We start from the raw sequence: 19,274 nt of genomic DNA, 5'->3' as shown, positions 1-19,274 counted from the left end.
CCGAACAGGTCGCCGACCACGTTCATGCCGTCCATCAGCGGGCCTTCGATCACGTCGAGCGGGCGCTTTGCGGCCAGCCGCGCTTCCTCGGTGTCGACGGTGATGAAATCGGTGATGCCGTGCACCAGCGCATGCGACAGTCTTTTTCCGACCGGCCAGCTACGCCAGGCGAGATCGGCCTCGGTCTTTTCCCGGGTCTGGCCGAAGAAACGCTTGGCGATATCGAGAAGGCGCTCGGCCGCGTCCTCGCGGCGGTTGAGCACCACGTCCTCGCAGGCCTCACGCAGCTCCGGATCGAGATCGTCATAGACCGCCATCTGGGTCGCGTTGACAATGCCCATATCCATGCCGGCCTTGATGGCATGATAGAGGAATACCGAATGCATCGCCTCGCGCACCGGCTCGTTGCCGCGGAACGAGAACGAGAGATTCGACACGCCGCCGGAGACATGGGCGTGCTTCAGCTTTTCGCGGATGAAGCGCGCCGCCTCAATGAACGCGATGCCGTAATTGTTGTGTTCCTCAATGCCGGTCGCGACCGCAAAGATGTTCGGATCGAAGATGATGTCTTCAGGCGGAAAGCCCACCTGATTGACCAGAATGTCGTAAGCGCGCTCGCAGATCGCGGTCTTGCGCTCGATGGTGTCGGCTTGGCCCTGCTCGTCGAACGCCATGACCACCACCGCGGCGCCGTAGCGGCGGACGGTCTTCGCGTGATGAATGAAGGCATCCTCGCCCTCCTTCATCGAGATCGAATTGACGATGCACTTGCCCTGCACGCATTTCAGACCGGCTTCCATCACCTCGAATTTCGAGGAGTCGATCATGATCGGCACGCGAGCGATATCGGGCTCGGCCGCGATCAGGTGCAGGAAAGTGACCATCGCCTTCTCTGAGTCGAGAAGGCCCTCGTCCATGTTGACGTCGATAATCTGGGCGCCGTTCTCGACCTGCTCGCGCGCAATGGCGAGGCCCGCGGTGTAATCGCCGGCGGTGATCAGCTTGCGGAACTTGGCCGAGCCGGTGACATTGGTGCGCTCGCCGATATTCACGAACGGGATGGTGTGGGTCAGCGTGAATGGTTCGAGCCCGGACAGCCGCAGCTTCCGCTCGATGACCGGAATCGTGCGCGGCTTCTTGTCGGCCACAGCCTGCGCAATAGCGCGCATATGCTCGGGCGTGGTGCCGCAACAGCCGCCGACGATGTTGACGATACCGGAACCGGCGAATTCCGAGAGCAGGCCAGCCATGTGCTCGGGGCTCTCGTCGTAAAGACCGAACTCGTTCGGCAGTCCGGCATTCGGATAGGCGCAGATCAGCGTATCGGCGACGCGCGAGAGTTCGGCGATATGCGCGCGCATTTCCTTGGCGCCGAGTGCACAATTGAGGCCGACCGACAACGGCGCGGCATGCCGGATCGAATTCCAGAATGCTTCCGGCGTCTGGCCGGCCAGCATACGCCCCGACAGATCGGTGATGGTACCGGAGATCATCACCGGAATCTTTTCGCCACGCGCCTCCTCCAGTTCGGCGATGGCGTAGAGCGCGGCCTTGGCGTTCAGTGTGTCGAAAATGGTCTCCAACAGCAGTATGTCGACACCGCCTTCCAGCAGTGCCGCGGCCTGCTCGGCATACGCCGCCTTAAGGTCGTCGAACGAAACCGCGCGGAAACCCGGATTGTTCACGTCCGGCGAAATCGACGCGGTGCGGTTGGTCGGGCCGATGGCGCCGGCGACGAAACGCTGGCGTCCATCGCGCTTCTGCGCGCTGATGGCCGCGTCGCGAACGAGCTGCGCACCCACGCGGTTCAGCTCCGGAACGAGACTCTCCATGCCGTAATCGGCCTGCGCGATCACGGTCGAGGAGAAGGTGTTGGTGGAGACGATGTCGGCGCCAGCCTGGAAATAGGCGAGATGGATCTCACGCACGGCATCCGGCTGGGTCAGGATCAGCAGGTCATTGTTGCCGCGGACATCGTGCTCCCAGTCCTTGAAGCGCGAGTTACGGAACGCGGCTTCGTCGAAGCGCCGCTGCTGCAGCATCGTGCCCATGCCGCCGTCGAGCAGCAGGATGCGCTCGGATGCAAGTGAACGGAGGGTGGCTTCGGTCTTGGATAGCTTCATGACTCTCACTGCATCCTTGGAAACGCGGGCGAAGCTCAGGCCGCTGCCTTCTCGGCCGGGCGCAGGCCCAGCATGTGGCAGATCGCGTAAACGAGGTCGGCGCGGTTCATCGTATAAAAGTGGAAGTCGGTGACGCCGCGATCGGCGAGATTGAACACTTGTTCGGCGGCGATGGCGGCCGCGACGAGCTTGCGCGTCGCCACATCGTCGTCGAGCCCTTCGAAGCGCTCGGCCAGCCAGTTCGGAATGAAGGTGCCGCAGCGTTCGGCGAAATTCTTCACCTGCTTGAAGTTCTGCACCGGCACGATGCCCGGCACGATCGGGATATCGATGCCGCGCGAGCGCACCCGATCGACATACTGGAAATAGAGATCGTTCTCGAAAAAGAACTGGGTGATCGCGCGCGTAGCGCCGGCATCGACCTTGGCCTGGAGCATGTCCAGATCGACATTGCCGTGGCGCGAATCCGGATGCTTCTCGGGGTAGGCCGAGACCGATACTTCGAAATCGCCGATCCGCTTGATGCCGGCGACGAGGTCGGCGGCATTCTGATAGCCACCCGGATGCGGCACATAGGCGCTGCCGGCACCGCCTGCCGCGTCGCCGCGCAACGCCACGATATGCTTCACGCCGATATCGCGATAATTTCGCACCACCGCGTCGACTTCATCGCGAGTGGCGTCGACGCAGGTCAGGTGCGCCGCGGGCACGAGCGCCGTTTCGTCGAGGATGCGCTTCACCGTCGCGTGGGTGCGCTCGCGGGTCGAGCCGCCGGCGCCGTAGGTCACCGAGACGAAATTCGGCTCAAGCGGCGCCAGCCGTTCGATCGCCTCCCAGAGCGAGCGTTCCATCTCCTCAGTCTTGGGCGGAAAAAATTCGAACGACACCCGCAGTGTCTTGCCGCGCCCGTTCACGACCCGGCTGACCCGGCGATTGATATCGATGGTCATGCAACCTCCTGACGTCCGGCGATCCGCAGCCGGCGATCCTGTGCGAGCCAGAGCGACACCGCGATCTTGCCGTCGGTGCCGCGTTCCGGCGCAATGTTCTTGTGCATGGTGACGTCGAGACCCGCGGCGGCAAACCATTGCGCCATGGTGTCTGGCGCGAAGCCGAGCCTGCGATGCGCATGCTCCTCACGCAGGAATTCAAGCTCGTGCGGGGCGAAATCGACCACCAGCAGCCGTCCCGATGGCGCCAGCACACGCGCAGCCTCGCGGATCGCGCGCGCACCGTCGTCGAGGAAGTGCAGCACCTGATGAACGATGATGACGTCGAAGGAATCGCGCGGCAGCGACAGGTCGTAGATGTCGCCCTGGCGCACGCTGCAATGGCGCAGTCCGGCACGCTCCAGCCGCGCGCGCGCCAGCAGCAGCATGTCAAGCGACATGTCGATCCCGATGCCACGCTCGATCTGCGCGCCGAACAGTTCCAGCATCCGCCCGGTGCCGGTGCCGAGATCCAGCAGCGACCGGAACGGCTTGTCGCCCAGCGCCTTCACGATCGCCTGCTCGACCGCCTCATCCGCCGCATGCAGCTTGCGGATGCGATCCCATTCGGCGGCGTGTTCGCGAAAATAATTCTGCGCCGCCACCGCACGCGCCTCGCGCACCGCGGCGAGCCTTTCACGGTCGCGTCCGATCACGGGATCGGCGGGATCGAGCCGCTCCACGATCATCCGTGCGACCCCGGCTGAGTCACCGCTTTCGGCGACCCGGAAAAAAGCCCAGGCGCCCTCGCGATGGCGTTCGATCAGGTTCGCCTCCGACAGCAGCTTGAGATGGCGCGAGATCCGCGGCTGCGACTGGCGCAGGATTTCGGTGAGGTCGGAAACGGTCAGCTCGGCCTCGGCCAGCAGGGCGAGAATCCGCAGCCGGGTGCCCTCGGCCACCGCCCGCAGCGCGTCGTGCATGGTCTCGAAGGCCAGCCGCCCGGTCATTCTGGCATCCCGACGCTCAAAATCGACATAAGGATATCTTTATACGTTAATTCGATGGGCGCAAGCCCACTTTTCGGGCAAGCGTTAACTTTTTGTGTCGGACTGGGCTGGCGCTGCCGCCGGGCGCGTGGTCGTTCGGGCGCCCTCTTCCGCCGGGGTCACCACTCTTGCCTGCGGAGATGCGTGGCACGTACCAGGGATTTCCCCTAAACCCACCGCATGAGCGCCGATCCGAAAACCGAAATCGATCTTTCCATCCGTCCGGGCGAGATCGCGGTTGATCTTCCCGCGACCTTCGATGCCGGGCTGTATTTCATCGGCCGCATCCGCACGCCCTGGACGACGCGCGAGGACTGCCCGAAAAATGCCGGCGAATCCGACGCGGTCTGCACCGTCGAGGTCGATCCGCGTTATGCCAAAGCGCTGGACAAGGTCGAGACTTGCACGCACCTGATCGTGCTGTACTGGATGGACCGCGCGCGCCGCGATCTCGTGGCGCAGGCGCCGCGCCATTACGGTGAGGGCCGCGGCACTTTTTCCCTGCGCTCGCCGGTGAGGCCGAACCCGATCGCGCTCAGCGTGGTGAAGTTGATCAAGGTCGATGGGACGACGCTGTCGATCCAGAACATCGACTGTCTGGACAATACGCCGCTGCTCGACATCAAGCCCTATTTCGCATCGGTCGATTCCAAACCGGACGCCACCGTGGGCTGGCACCGCGACCGCCAATAGCGCGCCACCGTCATGCACCGCGCAGACCGGGCATCCGGTGGACAATTTTGGACATCGTGTTTACTGGATCGCCCGCTTTCGCGGGCGATGACGGAGATTGTGTAATGCGCCTGCGTTCGTCCATCACCCGCGACGGCATCGACCGTACGCCACATCGTGCGTTCATGCGTGGCATGGGCCTCGACGATGCGGCGATCCACAAGCCGATGATCGGTGTCGTGTCGATGAAGGGCGAGAACACGCCCTGCAACATGACACATTATCCGCAGGTGGAATGGGCCAAGCAGGGCGTGGAAGCCGCCGGCGGCACGCCGCGCGAATTCACCACCATCTCGGTGTCGGACGGCATCGGCATGAACCACGAGGGCATGAAGTTTTCGCTGGTCAGCCGCGAGGTCATCGCGGATTCGATCGAAGCCGTGATGCAGGGCCATGCCTATGATGGCCTCGTCGCCTTTGGCGGCTGCGACAAGACGTTGCCGGGCTCAATGATGGGCATGGTCCGCGTCAACGTGCCGTCGGTCTTCGTCTATGGCGGAGCTGCCCTGCCCGGCCGGTTCGGCGGACGCGACGTCACCGTACTCGATTCCTACGAGGCGGTTGGCGCGGTGCAGACCGGCCAGATGAAGGAAGCCGATCTGAAAGTGCTGGAGCGCGTTGCGATTCCGGCGATCGGCGCGTGCGCCGGACAATTCACCGCCAACACCATGGCGATGGTGTCGGAAGTGCTCGGCCTCACCGTCCCCAATTCGGCGATGGTGCCCGGCGTCTATGCCGAGCGCTCGGCGATTGCCCAGCGCGCCGGCGAAATCGTGATGGACATCCTGAAGCGCGGCGGGCCGCTGCCGCGCGATCTGGTCACCCGCAAGTCGATCGAGAATGGCTGCGCGATCGTGGCTGCGACCGGCGGCTCGACCAACGCGGCGCTGCATCTTCCGGCCATCGCCAACGAAGCCGGGATTGCCTTCACCGTCGACGATGTCGAAGCAGTGTTCGCGCGCACGCCGCTGATCGGCGATCTGCGGCCCGGCGGGCGCTTCCTTGCAAAGGACGTGCACGATATCGGCGGCGTCTCGATCATTATTCGCGAACTGATCCGCTCCGGCCATTTGCATGGCGATTGCCTGACCGTGACCGGCCGCACACTGGCGGAAGAGCATGGCGCTGCGCCCGACCCGGATGGCGAAATCGTGCGGCGCGCGGACAGCGCGATCCGTCCCGATGGCGGCCTCGCGGTGCTGAAAGGCAATCTCGCCCCGGACGGCGCTCTCTTGAAGGTGGCAGGCCTCAAGTCATTGGTGTTCGAGGGCATCGCCCGGGTATTCGACGGCGAGGACGCCTGCACCGCCGCGGTTCGCAAGCGCGACTATCAGGCCGGCGAAGTGCTGATCATCCGCTACGAGGGACCGAAGGGCGGCCCCGGCATGCGCGAGATGCTCGGCACGACCGCGATCATCTACGGCCAGCAGATGGGCGAGAAAGTCGCGCTACTCACCGACGGGCGCTTTTCGGGCGCGACGCGCGGCATGTGCATCGGCCATATTGCACCGGAAGCCGCCGTTGGCGGCCCGCTGGCACTGGTGCAGAACGGCGACCGCATCCGCATCGATGGCGGCGCGCGCACGATCGACGTCCTGATCGACGACGCGGAAATGGAGCGGCGGAAGGCGGCCTGGAAGGCGCCTGCGCCGCGTCATGCGGCCGGGTTGCTGGCGAAATATGCGCAGCTGGTCGGCCAGGCCGACAAGGGCGCTGTGACACACGCGGGTAATGCGGAGTGGCCTGAGCGCTGAGGCGCGCACCCAAAAAAATGGCCGGGCGCTGCCCGGCCATTTTCGTATTGCCTACAATCGATCGGACATCGTTACTCCATCGGAGCGACGATCTTCGGATGCTTCAGCGTCGACGCGTCGAGCTTCTTTCCGATTGTCTTGTTCTCGGTATAGACGTCGAACATCGCCTGGATGCCGGCGAAATTCGGGGCTGCACCCGGCTCGCGCGCGAAATCATTCGGCTTGAGCAGGTACGTCTCGAGCGCCGCGACCGGCGCCTTCATCACTTCATGCACGACCTGGATGGTCTCCGGCCGGTTGGCCAGCGCCATCTTCATGCCGAGGGTCAGGTCCTTCACATAGGATGTGACCAACTCCGGGTTCTTCTCCACGAAGTCCTTCCGACAGGCTTCCACGATATGAACAATGTTCGGAAGCGCCTCTTCCAGCGCAAACAGCTTGCGCACGCCACCCTTGGCTTCCGCGCGCGCGGCAAATGGCTGCACCATGTTGACCGCATCGACCCGGCCCGAACGCAGCGCATCTTCCGACAGTGCGAAGCCCACTTCGACCAGCTTGATGTCCTTCTCGGGATCGACACCGTTCTTGCGCAGCATCATGTTGAAGGGGGCGTGGGTGCCGCCGCCGATCACCGAAATGCCGACCGTCTTGCCCTTCAGGTCGGCGGCCGTCTTGATCGGCGAGTCTTCCTTCACCGCCCAGTAGAGCGAGAAACTGCCGGGCTTCTCCCCGACATGCTGGGCGATGACATACATGTCGAGATTGCCGGCGGCCATGCTCTGTGCGATCGGCAACACACCTTGCGTCGCGCAGTCCAGCGCGCCCGCCTGCATCGCCGCGGTCATCGGCGACGTGCCGTTGAACTGCGACCATTCGATCTTGTAGGTCTTGCCCAGATTGGGGAATTTGTCCGGGCGCTTCATCATCCAGTACTTGGCTTCCTCGGCGGGAATGGTCCAGCCAACCCGGATCGTCGGAATGGTCTGGGCGAAGGCGGTCCCGGCGGTGACGACCGCCCCGAGAGCCAGACCGAAAACTGCAACACGGCGAAGCATATTCTGTATCCTTCTCTGCAAAACGCGAGCGGGCCGCAGGGCCCGGCGCCCGGCGATCCCGCCGATCTCAGGGCGGCATGGAACAGCGCCTGATACCACTCCGCAAGCTCAGATCTGCGCCTGCGACAGTATAAAGCTTGGGCGGCCTGCCGTCATGGCGGCGGCCCTCGACCTTCGAGGCAGGGCGTGACTCGCCATTTTTCAGCAAAATCGGCTCAATTTTAGCGGTCCGCCAAAGCTGGCTGAAACACCCATGGTTTAAGCATGGCCTGGACGGGCCGAAATCGTGTGGGAACGCTTCTGCAGTCTCGCACTTAATGAATTCGAGAATCCAAACCAAGTCCGGGTTTCTAGTCGCATCGGGGGGTGCGGGCAGACCGGCAGAAAGTGGATGCCATGACCAGGTCCGCGTATGTATTGGGCGCCCTGTCCCTCGCCCTGCTGATCCCGCAGAATTCCGCCTCCGCGCAGCAGTCCGCATTTGCGGACCCGTCCTACCAGGCGCCTCCGGCGTTTGCCCGCGTGGCCCCGGGCCAGGACGTCGAAGAGTTCGAAGGCGGCGCCGAGATGCCGTCTCGGTTGCGCCGGCAGGTTGTATCCTATTCCACGCGAGAGGCACCCGGCACGATCATTGTCGATACGCCGAACACTTATCTCTATTACGTCCTCGGCGACGGCAAGGCCGTGCGCTACGGCATCGGCGTCGGCCGCGACGGCTTCCGCTGGTCCGGCACCCAGCGCGTCGCCCGCAAGGCCGAATGGCCGGACTGGAATCCGCCTGCCGAGATGATCGCGCGCCAGCCCTATTTGCCGCGCTTCATGGCCGGCGGTCCGAGCAACCCGATGGGCGCACGCGCGCTGTATCTCGGTAACTCCATTTACCGGATCCACGGCACCAACGCGCCGTCGACCATCGGCGGCCGCGTGTCTTCCGGCTGCATCCGCATGCTCAACGACGATGTCGTCGATCTTTACGGCCGCGTGAAGGTCGGCAGCAAGGTCGTGGTATTACCGGATGGTGGACGGCGTCTGCGCGACATCGCGGCCCCGGCTGAACCGCGGGCTCCGCGGGAAGCGAGGAAGCGCGCACCCCAGCCTGTCGCGACGATCGTGCCGGAGGCAGCCGCAACCGTCCAGATCGAGCAGCAAACACCGCGCAATCCGGACCAGGTGTCATCGACGCGCCGGGCTACCGCGACCCCGACGATTCTGTTCTAACCAGCGAAGCGAACCAGACCAGAACACCGCCCGGCGAAAGCCGGGCGGTTTTTTTGCGCACGACGCATTGTCTCGCTGCCAACAGCACCGCAAACGCGGACGGCAAGGCGTCCAAAAGCACGCGACGCAAAAAATATTTTCGAACGACATCAGTTTTAAAATCGCGCTACGTCGCTACCGGCACGCAATACGTCGCTACCGCGCAGCGTTACGTCGCTACCGCATGCTTGCAAGCGCGCAACAATTTCGTTGCGCCGTTACCACGCAAGCCGCGTGTGCATTCCAACAAAGACGACACAACAAAACTGTTCCGCCTCATTCGTGACACTAATCCACTCAACTTTTCGCGACCGCGCCAATGCGGTCGGCTCGAAGCAAACGCAACGAGCTGACGTGATGTCGGAATGCCTGTGAGGTTTTCGTTTCATCAGGCTGCGATCGCTGATCGCGCCAGAGTTGGTGAGGGTAACATGAGAGTGGTGTCGCAAGGGACGGCGACCAGGCACTCGCGTGAATTCGGCGCACTCGCGGCGTCCGGATGTCACGTTCCGCAAAACGTTTCGATCGGCCGGCAATGCGTGCGGGGGTGCGCGTTGCCGGCCGTTTCTGTTTTCACATGGAGATAGCGGGCGCCTGACACCGGCGCCTCAACATCGTAGAAGGGGGAAGTTGTGATGCGTAAACTCTTTGCGGCGCTCGCCGCATGGGCTGTTCTATCGGCGTCCGCGATCATCGCGCCGGCCTTCGCTCAGAAGGTCCCTGAATCGCTGAAACAGGCCGGCAATAACGAAGCTGCCATCAAGGACAAGCGAAATGCCTGGACCGTCGGCGTTGCCGGCGGCCTGATGTCCGGCACCTATATGACCTTCGCCGACGAACTGGCGAAGGCTCTCGACGACGGTGACAATCTGCGCATTCTGCCGATGGTCACCTATGGGGCGGCCTCCAACATCGACGACCTCCTGTATCTGCGTGGCGTCGATGTTGCGGTCACCCAGTCCGATGTGTTCGAGTATTTCAAGACCGAACGCAAAATCTGGAACCTCAATAACCGGATTCACTACATCATCCGGCTGCCGGTTTCGGAGGTCCATATCCTCGCGAGACGCGACATCAAGAGCCTCGAAGATCTGCGCGGCAAGAAGGTGAGCTTCGGTCCTGCGGGTGCCGGATCGAGCCTGACCGGCACGATCATCTTCCAGCGCCTTGGCATTCAGGTTCAGCAGGTCAATGTCGACACGTCGGCAGCGATGCAGCAACTGAAGAGCGGCGAGCTCGCGGCGATGATACGGCTTGTCGGCAAGCCGATCGACTTCTTCTCCCGCATTCCGGCTGAAGCCGGGCTGCATCTGCTGCCGGTGCCGTTCTCGAAGGTGTTCGCCGACTATTACACCATCGGCGAATTCACCGCGGATCAGTATCCGAACCTGATGCCGGAGGGTCAGAGCAAGGTCCACACCATCGCGGTGCCGGCGGTGCTTGCGGCCTTCAACTGGGCGAAGGGCACTGAGCGTCAGAAAAAGATCGAGCGCCTGACCGAGCGCATGTTCGCCAACTGGAGCAAATTCCAGAAGCCCCCGTTCCATCCGAAATGGCGCGACGTCAATCTGGCGGCGACCGTTCCGGGATGGACGCGGCTCGATTCCGCCGAGAGGGAGTTGCAGAAGCTCGAAGCGACCCAGCCGGCCGCCAACGCTTCGTCCAATCTCAACCGCGACTTCCAGAGCTATCTGCAGCGCGCCGACAAGCGGGATGCAGATCGTACGCCGCAAAGCCGCGACGCCTTGTTCGCCGAGTTTCTCGCCTGGCGCGACCGGCAGGAAGCGATGGCGGCCCGGAATGAAAGCACCACCGAGGCGAAGCCCGTTGTGCGCAGCAAGAGCCGGAAATGAACCCGGCCTTCGAAGCGTGATGGATGTTTGAGGGAGTTGCGTCATGAGTACAACGAGCCCGTTCCCGCTCGATCGGTTCGACCCTGTTTCACCCGCCGCGCCAGAACGGACGCGGGACCATAGCCCGGACATGCCGGGCGAACCGGAGCATCCGCCCGGTATCGAGACCGATCACGATGCGCGGATCCTCGACGAGATCGAGATCAGCCTGCGTGCCATGATCGCCAGCAGCCATGGCGGCGACGAGGAGGTGTCACGGCTCGCTGACGTGAGCCGGGCCGCCGCGGAGCGGATCGCGCAACAACAGGAATTGCAGACCGCGGATGAGACGGACCAGGACAGTCCGGCCGTCACCACATCCGCCAGCGAGGCCGGGCGGAGCGATCCGCATCAATTCTCGGTCGATGTGCAGACCGTGCGTGCGGCTTTCCGCGACCCGCGCACGCCGCCCTGGCTCCTGGCGCGCTCGCTGGATCCGGAGCCGATCCCCGAGCCGGTTGGCGAACATTGGCCGCGACCACGCAAACGCAGCCGCAGCAAGGCGAACAGCATCTTTCTGCGCTTCGGCCTGGCCGCAACCGGCGCCGCGATCGTGGCCGCCATCGCGATCAAGGACGTTCCATCCTTTGTGATGGATAAAATTCGCGGGCCGATCGTGGAATTGTCGGCCAATGCGTCAGCGGTGTTCAACGAAGGCCGGGCCTCGACCCTGCAGGCAAGGCTGGATGCGGCCCAGAAGCAGCAGGATCAGTCGCCCGCGCCATCCACGCGCGTGGCGCTAGCGAGCGCAGATCTGCAGGCCAAGGCCATCCCGGTCAAGACCGAAGCCATCGGCCGCGCGCCGCAGCAACGGGAAACGGTGATGGCCGCCTGGCCCGCACCGGAAGCCGTCAAACAGCCGGAGCCGGCGGGATGGCAAGCACCGCCGTCGCGTGAATCCGTTGCGGCGCAGATGCCTGCCGCCGCACCTGCTTCGACCAAGGCCAGTGCGCCACCCACGCGCAATCTCAGCGAGGAAGAGATCGCGATGCTGCGCAAGATGGGCGACGACTATATCTCGAGCGGCGACTTTGTCGGCGCCCGCACGGTGCTTGAACGCGCGGCCGAGGCCGGAGATTCGTCTTCCGCCTTCGCCATCGCATCGACCTACGATCCGGTGGTGCTCGACCGGTTCAAGGTGCGTGGGCTTGAGCCCGACATCGTCAAGGCGTCCTTCTGGTACGAACGGGCGCGCGCGCTGGGTTCGTCAGAGGCGCCGCACCGCCTTCAGGCGATGATGGCGTCACGTAGCAACTGACTTGGTTTCCCTGTCATCCCGGGGGTTAGGCCCCCCGGGATGCCCCCTTCCCCGCCACAAATTCGCGCCGATGCGCCTGCGATAAGCTCCCGGGGACACGGCCGGTCTGGTATCTTTTGGTGGAAGCCTTAGTGTCTTCGCCATCTGGTCCAGCGATCGGATTGGTCCGCCGGGGTCCATCGCAGCATGTTCGGTCTCACAAGGACGCTCAAGATCGCAGCAGCGATCGTGGTTGCGATCGTGTTCTTCTTCGGAACGCTGTGGGCGTTGAATTTCCTGACGCCGACCGTCGAACCGCAACGCCCCGTTCTTGCAGAGACGCCAGCCCTGCCGCCGGCCACACGGCCGAGTGTGATCATTGCGCCCGTCGCCATCGCTATTCCGGCGATCCGCCAGGCGATGGAAAATGCCGCGCCGCGCAGCCTGTCGGGCAAACCGGACAACCCGATCGCGAAAGTGCTGTCCAAGGCCGAGGTCGGCTACACTCTCGAGCGGGCGCCCCTGACGCTCACCGGCCGCGCCGACGGATTGATCGTTGCCGCCGATCTGAATGGCACGTTGCGCGTCACTGGACAGCTTCCGGCACAACTCAACAGCCTGATCGGCGTCCTGACCGGCGAGAAGGCGCAACAGGAGCGCAACGGAACGGATCCCACCAAGGATGCCGCCAAGAATGCGGCCAAGAATGGCCGGCCGATCGACCTTCATGCCGATCTCAAGGGCCGCGTGACGATCACGTCGCGCCCCAAGATCACCACCGGCTGGAGGCTGGAGGCGAATCTTTCCGGCAAGACCGACCTTGCCGAAGCCAATCTCCAGGTCGCCGGCGTGAAGTTCAACGGCGCCCGCGAGATCAGGTCTCTGGTCGATCGTGCGATGTCCGACCAGATGCTGGCGCTGGCCGCGCGCGTGCGGGACGACCTATTCATCGAGAATGCCGCGCGCCGCGAATGGATCAAGATATGCCGCTCAATCCCGCTCGAGTCGACGGCCGCCGGCGTGCCGCCGCTGTGGCTGGAAACGAAGCCCGTCCGCGCATTCGCGTCGCAGCCGCGCGTCGACGCCAACAACGTGACGATCACGCTCGGCATGCAGGCCGAAACCCGCATCGTGCCGCAACAAACCAAACCGGATTGCCCGTTTCCCACGAAGCTCGACCTGGTGCCGCCGATGGATCAGGGCAAGATCGCAATCGGCGTGCCGATCGACGTGCCGTTCGCCGAACTCAACCGGCTGATCGATACGCAACTGACCGGCAAGACCTTTCCTGAGGACGGTTCGGGCGCGGCGCAGATCACGGTGCTGCGGGCGGTCGCGGCCACCGCTGGCGACCGGGTGGTCGTCTCGATGCTGGTGAAAGCGCAGGAACGCAAAAGCTGGTTTGGTTTCGGCAGCGAGGCAACGATCCATGTTTCGGGCAAGCCCGCGCTCGATCAAGAGCGGCAGACGATGCGCCTCGACGACATCGCACTCGCTGTCGAATCGGATGCGGCCTTCGGGTTGCTGGGCGTCGCCGCCAAAGCCGCCATCCCGGCATTGCAGAACGCGCTCGCGCGCTCTTCCGTCATCGATCTGCGGCCGGCGCTCGCCAATGCGCGCAAAAGCATCGACAAGGCGCTGGCGGATTTCCGCCAGCAGGGCGACGGCATCAAGACCGACGCGCAGCTCACCGGGCTGCGCCTGGTCGGCATCGAATTCGACTCTCAGATCGTGCGTGTCACTGCCGAGATCGACGGCATCGCACGAGCTGCGGTGAGCAGGCTGCCGGGGAAGTAGCGACCGGCCGCGACAAGAAGGCCGCTATTTGTCGGGCGTGAAGCCCGACGCTTTCACCGCCGGCGCCCAGAAGGCGGCGTCGCGCTTCATGATCGCGCCGAGCTCGGCGGCGGAGGTGCCGGTCGGCTCGATCGCAAAGGTGAGCATGCGCTCGCTCACGTCCGGCGACTTGATGGCGTTCACGATCGCCCTGTTGAGCCGTTCGATCACATCCGGCGGGGTCCTGGCCGGCGCAAACATCCCGTACCAGCCCGTCGCCTGAAGATCGAAGCCGACCTCGCGGAAAGTTGGGATATCGGGCAGGAATTTCGAGCGCTGCGCGTCGGAGGTCGCTAGCACGCGCAGCTTGCCGCCCTTGTGCATTTCCATCAGGTCGGCCGTCGTGGTTACGACCGCCGCGATCTGCCCGCCGATCAGGTCGGTCAAAGCTCCCGCCGATCCTTTATAGGTCACGTGCCGGAAGTCGATCCCGGCGCGCTCACCGAACAAAGCGGCCAGAAAATGCGGCAAGGTGCCGGCAGCCGGCGTGCCGTAATTGGCTTCGTTCGGATTGGCCTTCGCCCAGGCGACAAGTTCTTTCAGCGACTTCACGGGCACCTTCGGGCCGACCGCGATGCCGAAGTCGAAGGTGCCGAGCTGCGCCAAGGGCACGAGATCGGTGAACGGATTGTATTCCAGATTCTTGTAGACCAGTTGGTACACCGCGACCGGCGCGATCGGCACCATCAGAAGCGTCGTGCCGTCGGGCTCCGCATTCTTCACCGCATTCACACCGATCCGTCCGCCGGCTCCGGTGCGGTTTTCGACGATCACCGGACGGTTAAGCTCGGCGCGCATCTTGTCGGCGACCAGGCGCGCCAGCGCATCACCGGTCCCGCCCCCGGTGAACGGGAAGATGATACGGATCGGCTGGTCGCCGCCGAGTTGAGCAAGCGCCGGACATGGTAGCGTCCCGGCAAGTGCGGCCGCAAACGCAGCGGACAGAACAATTCTGCGAGCAAGCATGCATTCCTCCCGAACACGCGTTTTATTTCCGGAATGCTACCGCCTCGGCGCCGGTGAATCACCCTTCACCGCGATACGCACTCCATAAGTCCTGCGGAATGTCGGTTTCGTCCCAGACCCCGATCAGGATGCCCTTACGCTGCGACCTGCCGCGCCCCTTCAGAATCTGCGCTTCCGAAATCGTCGTGCGCTGCGACATTCGCAATCCCCAGTCCGCCAGCGCGGCGGAAAGCCGCTCGCGCTCCGCTGCATAGGCGGGGTCGGCGCCGAGATCGCGAAACTCTTCGGGATCGGACTGCAGGTCGAACAGCATCGGCCGGAAGCCGATGGCGTGGACATATTTCCACCGCTTGTCGGCCGCCATGAATAGCCGCGCATCGCGCGGCGCCACTCCCAGCCGGACCGCCGCCGGAAACATCGAATAATCGTATTCGCTGAACGCAATCTCGCGCCACACCGCAGGCATCTCGCCACGAAGCCAGGGTAGCAGCGAACGGCCTTCCAGCCGGTGCGACTGTTCGCGCGGATCGCTGCCAAGAATATCAAGGAAGGTCGGCAACAGGTCGATCGATTCAACCGCCGCGTCGCACACGCTGCCGCGGGCGGCATCGGCCGCAGGCGATGGATCGACCACGATCAGCGGAATGTTGACCGACGGCGCGTGAAACAGGTCCTTCTCGCCCAGCCAGTGGTCGCCGAGATAATCGCCGTGGTCAGACGTGAAGACGATCAGCGTATTGTCGAGCAGACCGCGCCCGCGCATGAACGCAAACAACAGGCCAAGCTGGTCGTCGATCTGCTTGATCAGGCCCATATAGACCGGGATCACCTCACGCCGCACCTCGTCGCGCGAGAAATTGCGCGCGACCAGATGGTTCATGAACTCGCGATAGACCGGATGCGGATCGACGCGCTCGCTTTCGCTCTTCACGGCAGAGATCACATCGTCCGGACCGTACATGTCATTGTAGGGCGCGGGCGCGATATAGGGCCAGTGCGGCTTGATGTAGGACAGATGCAGGCACCAGGGACGGTCACCCGCCTCGGTCATGTAGTCCATCGCACGCCGCGTCATGTACGGCGTCTCGGAATCCTCCTCCGCCACCCGGGCCGGCTTGCGCGCATGGCGCATCGCCCAGCCGGAGGCGAGCGCATTGCCCTCGCCCTCCGCTGCATTGGCGTAGTCGTGCCAGGGATTGTCGCCCGCATAGCCCTTCTCATTGAGCCACACGTTGTAACGCGGATTGTTGGGCTCAAAGCGGCCATCCGGCCCTACGCCGTGCAGGCCATCGTCGCGCTCGTACGGATCAAAGCCGCATTCGGAGACCCGCACGCCGATGATCGATTGCGGATCGATGCCGAGCCGCTCCATGCCCTCGCTGTCGGGCTCCATATGGGTCTTGCCGACGAGCACCGTGTCGAGACCGAGCGGACGCAGATAATCGCCCATGGTCATCTCGCCCACCTTGAGCGGAAAGCCGTTCCAGGCGGCGCCGTGCGAGGAGACATATCGGCCGGTATAGAAGCTCATGCGCGAGGCGCCGCAGACCGGCGACTGCACATAGGTGCGGGTGAAGCGTACGCCACGCGCCGCCAGCGCGTCGATATTCGGGGTCTGCAACGTCGGATGGCCCGCGCAGGACAGATAGTCAAAACGCAACTGGTCGCACATGATGAAGAGGATATTCTTGACGTGGCGGCTCACGGTTTTGGCCTCTGATATCTGATCCCGTACGGCTGATCTTATGAACCGGAAGCCCGCACGGAACAATGCGGGCTGGACATCCCGCGCGTTGACACCCGCCCGCAACGGCTTACATTAGCGTCGTTCCGAGGGGAGTCCCTAATGGGGCTGAGATTCCGTGGTCGCACGGTAACCCTTTGAACCTGATCCGGGTCATGCCGGCGAAGGGACAGGACACCATGCTCTTCAGTCCGTTTGCACCTTTTTCGCGCGCGCCCTCCGGCGCGGCCAAATCGCTTGGCTCAAACAATGTCGCACGTGTGATCTTCTGACGAACGGGAACCACAACAATGAACATCCACAATCCGAACATCGAAACGCCGAAGGTCACGACCGGCCCCCTGCCCGCCTCGCGCAAGATCCACGTTGCGCCGGACGCCGCGCCGGACCTGCGCGTGCCGCTGCGCGAGATCAAGCTGTCGGAAGGTTCCGGCGAGCCGCCGCTCCCGGTCTACGACACCTCGGGGCCCTACACCGACGACAGCGTGACCATCGATGTCGAGCGCGGACTGCCCCGCACCCGCATCCAATGGGTCAAGGAACGCGGCGGCGTCGAGGAATACGAAGGCCGGCCTCTGAAGCCGGTCGATAACGGCAACGCGACCGGCAAGTATCTCGCGCGGGCGTTCCCGAATACGCCCAAGCCGCTGCGCGGCGTCGGCGATGCACCGGTCACGCAATACGAATTCGCCAAAGCCGGCATCGTCACCAAGGAAATGATCTACGTTGCCGCCCGCGAAAATCTCGGCCGCAAGCAGATGCTGGAGCGCGCGGAAGCCGCACTCGCCGATGGCGAAAGTTTCGGCGCTTCGGTGCCTGCCTTCATCACGCCGGAATTCGTGCGCGACGAGATTGCCCGCGGCCGCGCGATTATCCCGTGCAACATCAATCACGGTGAACTCGAGCCGATGATCATCGGCCGCAACTTCCTGGTAAAGATCAACGCCAATATCGGCAACTCGGCCGTCACCTCTTCGGTGGAAGAAGAGATCGAAAAGATGGTGTGGGCGATCCGCTGGGGCGCCGACACGGTGATGGACCTCTCCACCGGCCGCAACATCCACAACACCCGCGAATGGATCCTGCGCAACTCGCCGGTGCCTATCGGCACCGTGCCGATCTATCAGGCGCTCGAGAAGGTCGACGGCGATCCGGCCAAGCTCGACTGGGAGGTCTACAAGGACACTCTGATCGAGCAATGCGAACAGGGCGTGGACTATTTCACCATCCATGCCGGCGTGCGGCTCGCCTATGTGCCGTTGACCGCGAACCGCGTCACCGGCATCGTCTCGCGCGGCGGCTCGATCATGGCGAAGTGGTGCCTGTCGAAGCACCGCGAGAGCTTCCTCTACGAGCGCTTCGACGAGATCTGCGATCTGATGCGCAAGTATGACGTGTCATTCTCGCTGGGCGACGGCCTGCGGCCCGGCTCGATCGCCGACGCCAACGACCGCGCGCAATTCGCCGAACTGGAGACGCTCGGCGAACTGACTCAGATCGCCTGGAAGAAGGGCTGCCAGGTCATGATCGAGGGGCCCGGACACGTGCCGATCCACAAGATCAAGATCAACATGGACAAGCAGCTGAAGGAGTGCGGCGAGGCCCCGTTCTATACGCTTGGACCGCTCACCACCGACATCGCGCCGGGCTACGATCACATCACTTCGGGCATCGGCGCCGCCATGATCGGCTGGTTCGGCTGCGCCATGCTCTGCTACGTGACGCCGAAGGAGCATCTCGGCCTGCCCAACCGCGACGACGTGAAAGTGGGCGTGATCACCTACAAGATCGCGGCGCACGCCGCCGACCTCGCCAAGGGCCATCCCGCCGCGCAACTCCGTGACGACGCGGTCTCACGCGCACGCTTCGACTTCCGCTGGGAGGACCAGTTCAATCTCGGCCTCGACCCGGATACCGCGCGCACCTATCACGACGAGACGCTGCCGAAGGAAGCGCACAAGGTCGCGCATTTCTGCTCGATGTGCGGGCCGAAATTCTGCTCGATGAAGATCACGCAGGACGTGCGCGATTATGCGGCGAGCCTCGGCGACAACGAGAAGACCGCGCTCGGGCTCGACGCGGCCCAGACCGGCATGAGGGAAATGTCGGACAAGTTCAACGCCATGGGCGGGCAGGTCTACATCGATGCGGACAAGGTCAAGGCGCCGCACACCACCGCGTTGGATTCGGAAGCCACCCACACGGCGAAGAATGCGGCGCTGGTGAAGGAGAGCAACAGGGCGTTGTGAGGTCGGATTTTCGGCTCGGCCCAAAAGGCGGGTCATGCCTCGGCAGGACCCGCCTTTTCTTTGCACGCACGGAGCATTAGGCTAACGCGATCCGCACCCGTACGGAGGACCCCATGACCGCCTTCAATGCCGTGCGTTTCAAGGTGAAAGCAGGACGAGAGCAGGCTTTCCTCGACGCTCACCGAAACGTCCATAACGAGTGGCCAGGATTGCGCCACGCCAGAATCATCGAGACCGGTGACCGCGGCTACTGCATCATCGCCGAATGGACCGACATGGACGCGCTCGCCGCGGCGCGGCCCAACATGATCAAGACGCTCGATTCATTTCGCGACACACTGGAAGATCTCGGCGGCGGACGTGGCGTCACCGATGCGGTGGCCGGTCCCGTGGTCCTTGCATTGAAATAGTCCATCGCAGGATGCCGACACCGGCATTTGAGCAGACGCAT

At 63.7% G+C, this 19,274-nt stretch carries 14 protein-coding genes and 1 riboswitch; of the genes, 8 read left to right on the top strand and 6 right to left on the bottom strand.

Features of this window, described 5'->3' with window-relative positions:
• The 3 genes from metH to AC5I5I_RS21105 form a co-directional block, all read right to left on the bottom strand.
• Positions 1–2,123: methionine synthase (gene metH, locus AC5I5I_RS21115; protein WP_495976299.1), on the bottom strand; the 2,123-nt coding region annotated here is incomplete at its 3' end.
• Between the two features lie 35 nt (positions 2,124–2,158).
• Positions 2,159–3,073 carry a methylenetetrahydrofolate reductase [NAD(P)H] gene (metF, locus tag AC5I5I_RS21110; protein WP_495976297.1) on the bottom strand — a complete coding sequence of 305 codons (915 nt, stop codon included), beginning with the start codon at positions 3,071–3,073 and terminating at the stop codon, positions 2,159–2,161.
• Positions 3,070–4,062 carry an ArsR/SmtB family transcription factor gene (locus tag AC5I5I_RS21105; RefSeq protein ID WP_495976295.1) on the bottom strand — a complete coding sequence of 331 codons (993 nt, stop codon included), beginning with the start codon at positions 4,060–4,062 and terminating at the stop codon, positions 3,070–3,072. Before AC5I5I_RS21105 ends, metF begins: the two co-directional genes overlap by 4 nt.
• Positions 4,063–4,281: 219 nt before the next feature.
• Here AC5I5I_RS21105 and tsaA point away from each other — a divergent pair, with 219 nt between their 5' ends.
• Together tsaA and ilvD are read left to right on the top strand one after the other, a co-directional pair.
• Positions 4,282–4,794, top strand: a complete 513-nt coding sequence (gene tsaA / locus AC5I5I_RS21100) for a tRNA (N6-threonylcarbamoyladenosine(37)-N6)-methyltransferase TrmO (RefSeq protein WP_495976293.1) — start codon at positions 4,282–4,284, stop codon at positions 4,792–4,794.
• A gap of 104 nt (positions 4,795–4,898) precedes the next feature.
• Positions 4,899–6,587 carry a dihydroxy-acid dehydratase gene (gene ilvD / locus AC5I5I_RS21095; protein ID WP_495976291.1) on the top strand — a complete coding sequence of 563 codons (1,689 nt, stop codon included), beginning with the start codon at positions 4,899–4,901 and terminating at the stop codon, positions 6,585–6,587.
• Between the two features lie 71 nt (positions 6,588–6,658).
• Here the strand turns inward: ilvD and AC5I5I_RS21090 are convergent, their stop codons facing one another.
• Complete coding sequence (locus tag AC5I5I_RS21090; protein WP_495976289.1) at positions 6,659–7,642, bottom strand: ABC transporter substrate-binding protein; 984 nt, start codon at positions 7,640–7,642, stop codon at positions 6,659–6,661.
• A gap of 396 nt (positions 7,643–8,038) precedes the next feature.
• Between AC5I5I_RS21090 and AC5I5I_RS21085 the strand changes: the two genes are divergently transcribed.
• The 4 genes from AC5I5I_RS21085 to AC5I5I_RS21070 all read left to right on the top strand — a co-directional run bounded on the left by AC5I5I_RS21085 (position 8,039) and on the right by AC5I5I_RS21070 (position 13,825).
• Positions 8,039–8,860 (top strand): L,D-transpeptidase, encoded by an 822-nt coding sequence (locus tag AC5I5I_RS21085; protein WP_495976287.1) that lies wholly within the window; start codon positions 8,039–8,041, stop codon positions 8,858–8,860.
• Positions 8,861–9,534: 674 nt separating this feature from the next.
• On the top strand, positions 9,535–10,752 hold the full coding sequence (locus AC5I5I_RS21080; protein ID WP_495976285.1) for a TAXI family TRAP transporter solute-binding subunit: 1,218 nt from the start codon (positions 9,535–9,537) through the stop codon (positions 10,750–10,752).
• Between the two features lie 43 nt (positions 10,753–10,795).
• On the top strand, positions 10,796–12,049 hold the full coding sequence (locus AC5I5I_RS21075) for a hypothetical protein (RefSeq protein ID WP_495976283.1): 1,254 nt from the start codon (positions 10,796–10,798) through the stop codon (positions 12,047–12,049).
• Between the two features lie 186 nt (positions 12,050–12,235).
• Positions 12,236–13,825 (top strand): DUF4403 family protein, encoded by a 1,590-nt coding sequence (locus AC5I5I_RS21070; protein WP_495976281.1) that lies wholly within the window; start codon positions 12,236–12,238, stop codon positions 13,823–13,825.
• Between the two features lie 24 nt (positions 13,826–13,849).
• Here the strand turns inward: AC5I5I_RS21070 and AC5I5I_RS21065 are convergent, their stop codons facing one another.
• Together AC5I5I_RS21065 and AC5I5I_RS21060 are read right to left on the bottom strand one after the other, a co-directional pair.
• A complete protein-coding gene (locus AC5I5I_RS21065) occupies positions 13,850–14,830 on the bottom strand; it encodes a Bug family tripartite tricarboxylate transporter substrate binding protein (protein ID WP_495976279.1) in 981 nt (326 codons plus the stop codon).
• A 58-nt stretch (positions 14,831–14,888) separates the two neighbouring features.
• The gene (locus tag AC5I5I_RS21060) at positions 14,889–16,535 is read right to left on the bottom strand and encodes an alkaline phosphatase family protein (RefSeq protein ID WP_495976278.1); all 1,647 of its coding nucleotides are present in this window, start codon (positions 16,533–16,535) and stop codon (positions 14,889–14,891) included.
• A 118-nt stretch (positions 16,536–16,653) separates the two neighbouring features.
• Positions 16,654–16,761: riboswitch (TPP riboswitch) on the top strand.
• Positions 16,762–16,864: 103 nt separating this feature from the next.
• On the opposite strand from AC5I5I_RS21060, the gene thiC reads away from it, so the two are divergent.
• A complete protein-coding gene (thiC, locus tag AC5I5I_RS21055) occupies positions 16,865–18,823 on the top strand; it encodes a phosphomethylpyrimidine synthase ThiC (protein ID WP_495976277.1) in 1,959 nt (652 codons plus the stop codon).
• 113 nt (positions 18,824–18,936) lie between these two features.
• The gene (locus AC5I5I_RS21050; RefSeq protein WP_495976276.1) at positions 18,937–19,233 is read left to right on the top strand and encodes an antibiotic biosynthesis monooxygenase; all 297 of its coding nucleotides are present in this window, start codon (positions 18,937–18,939) and stop codon (positions 19,231–19,233) included.
• Positions 19,234–19,274 lie beyond the last annotated feature (41 nt).

This window comes from Pseudorhodoplanes sp. (assembly GCF_059499825.1).
This window is presented reverse-complemented; position numbering and strand designations above follow the sequence as displayed.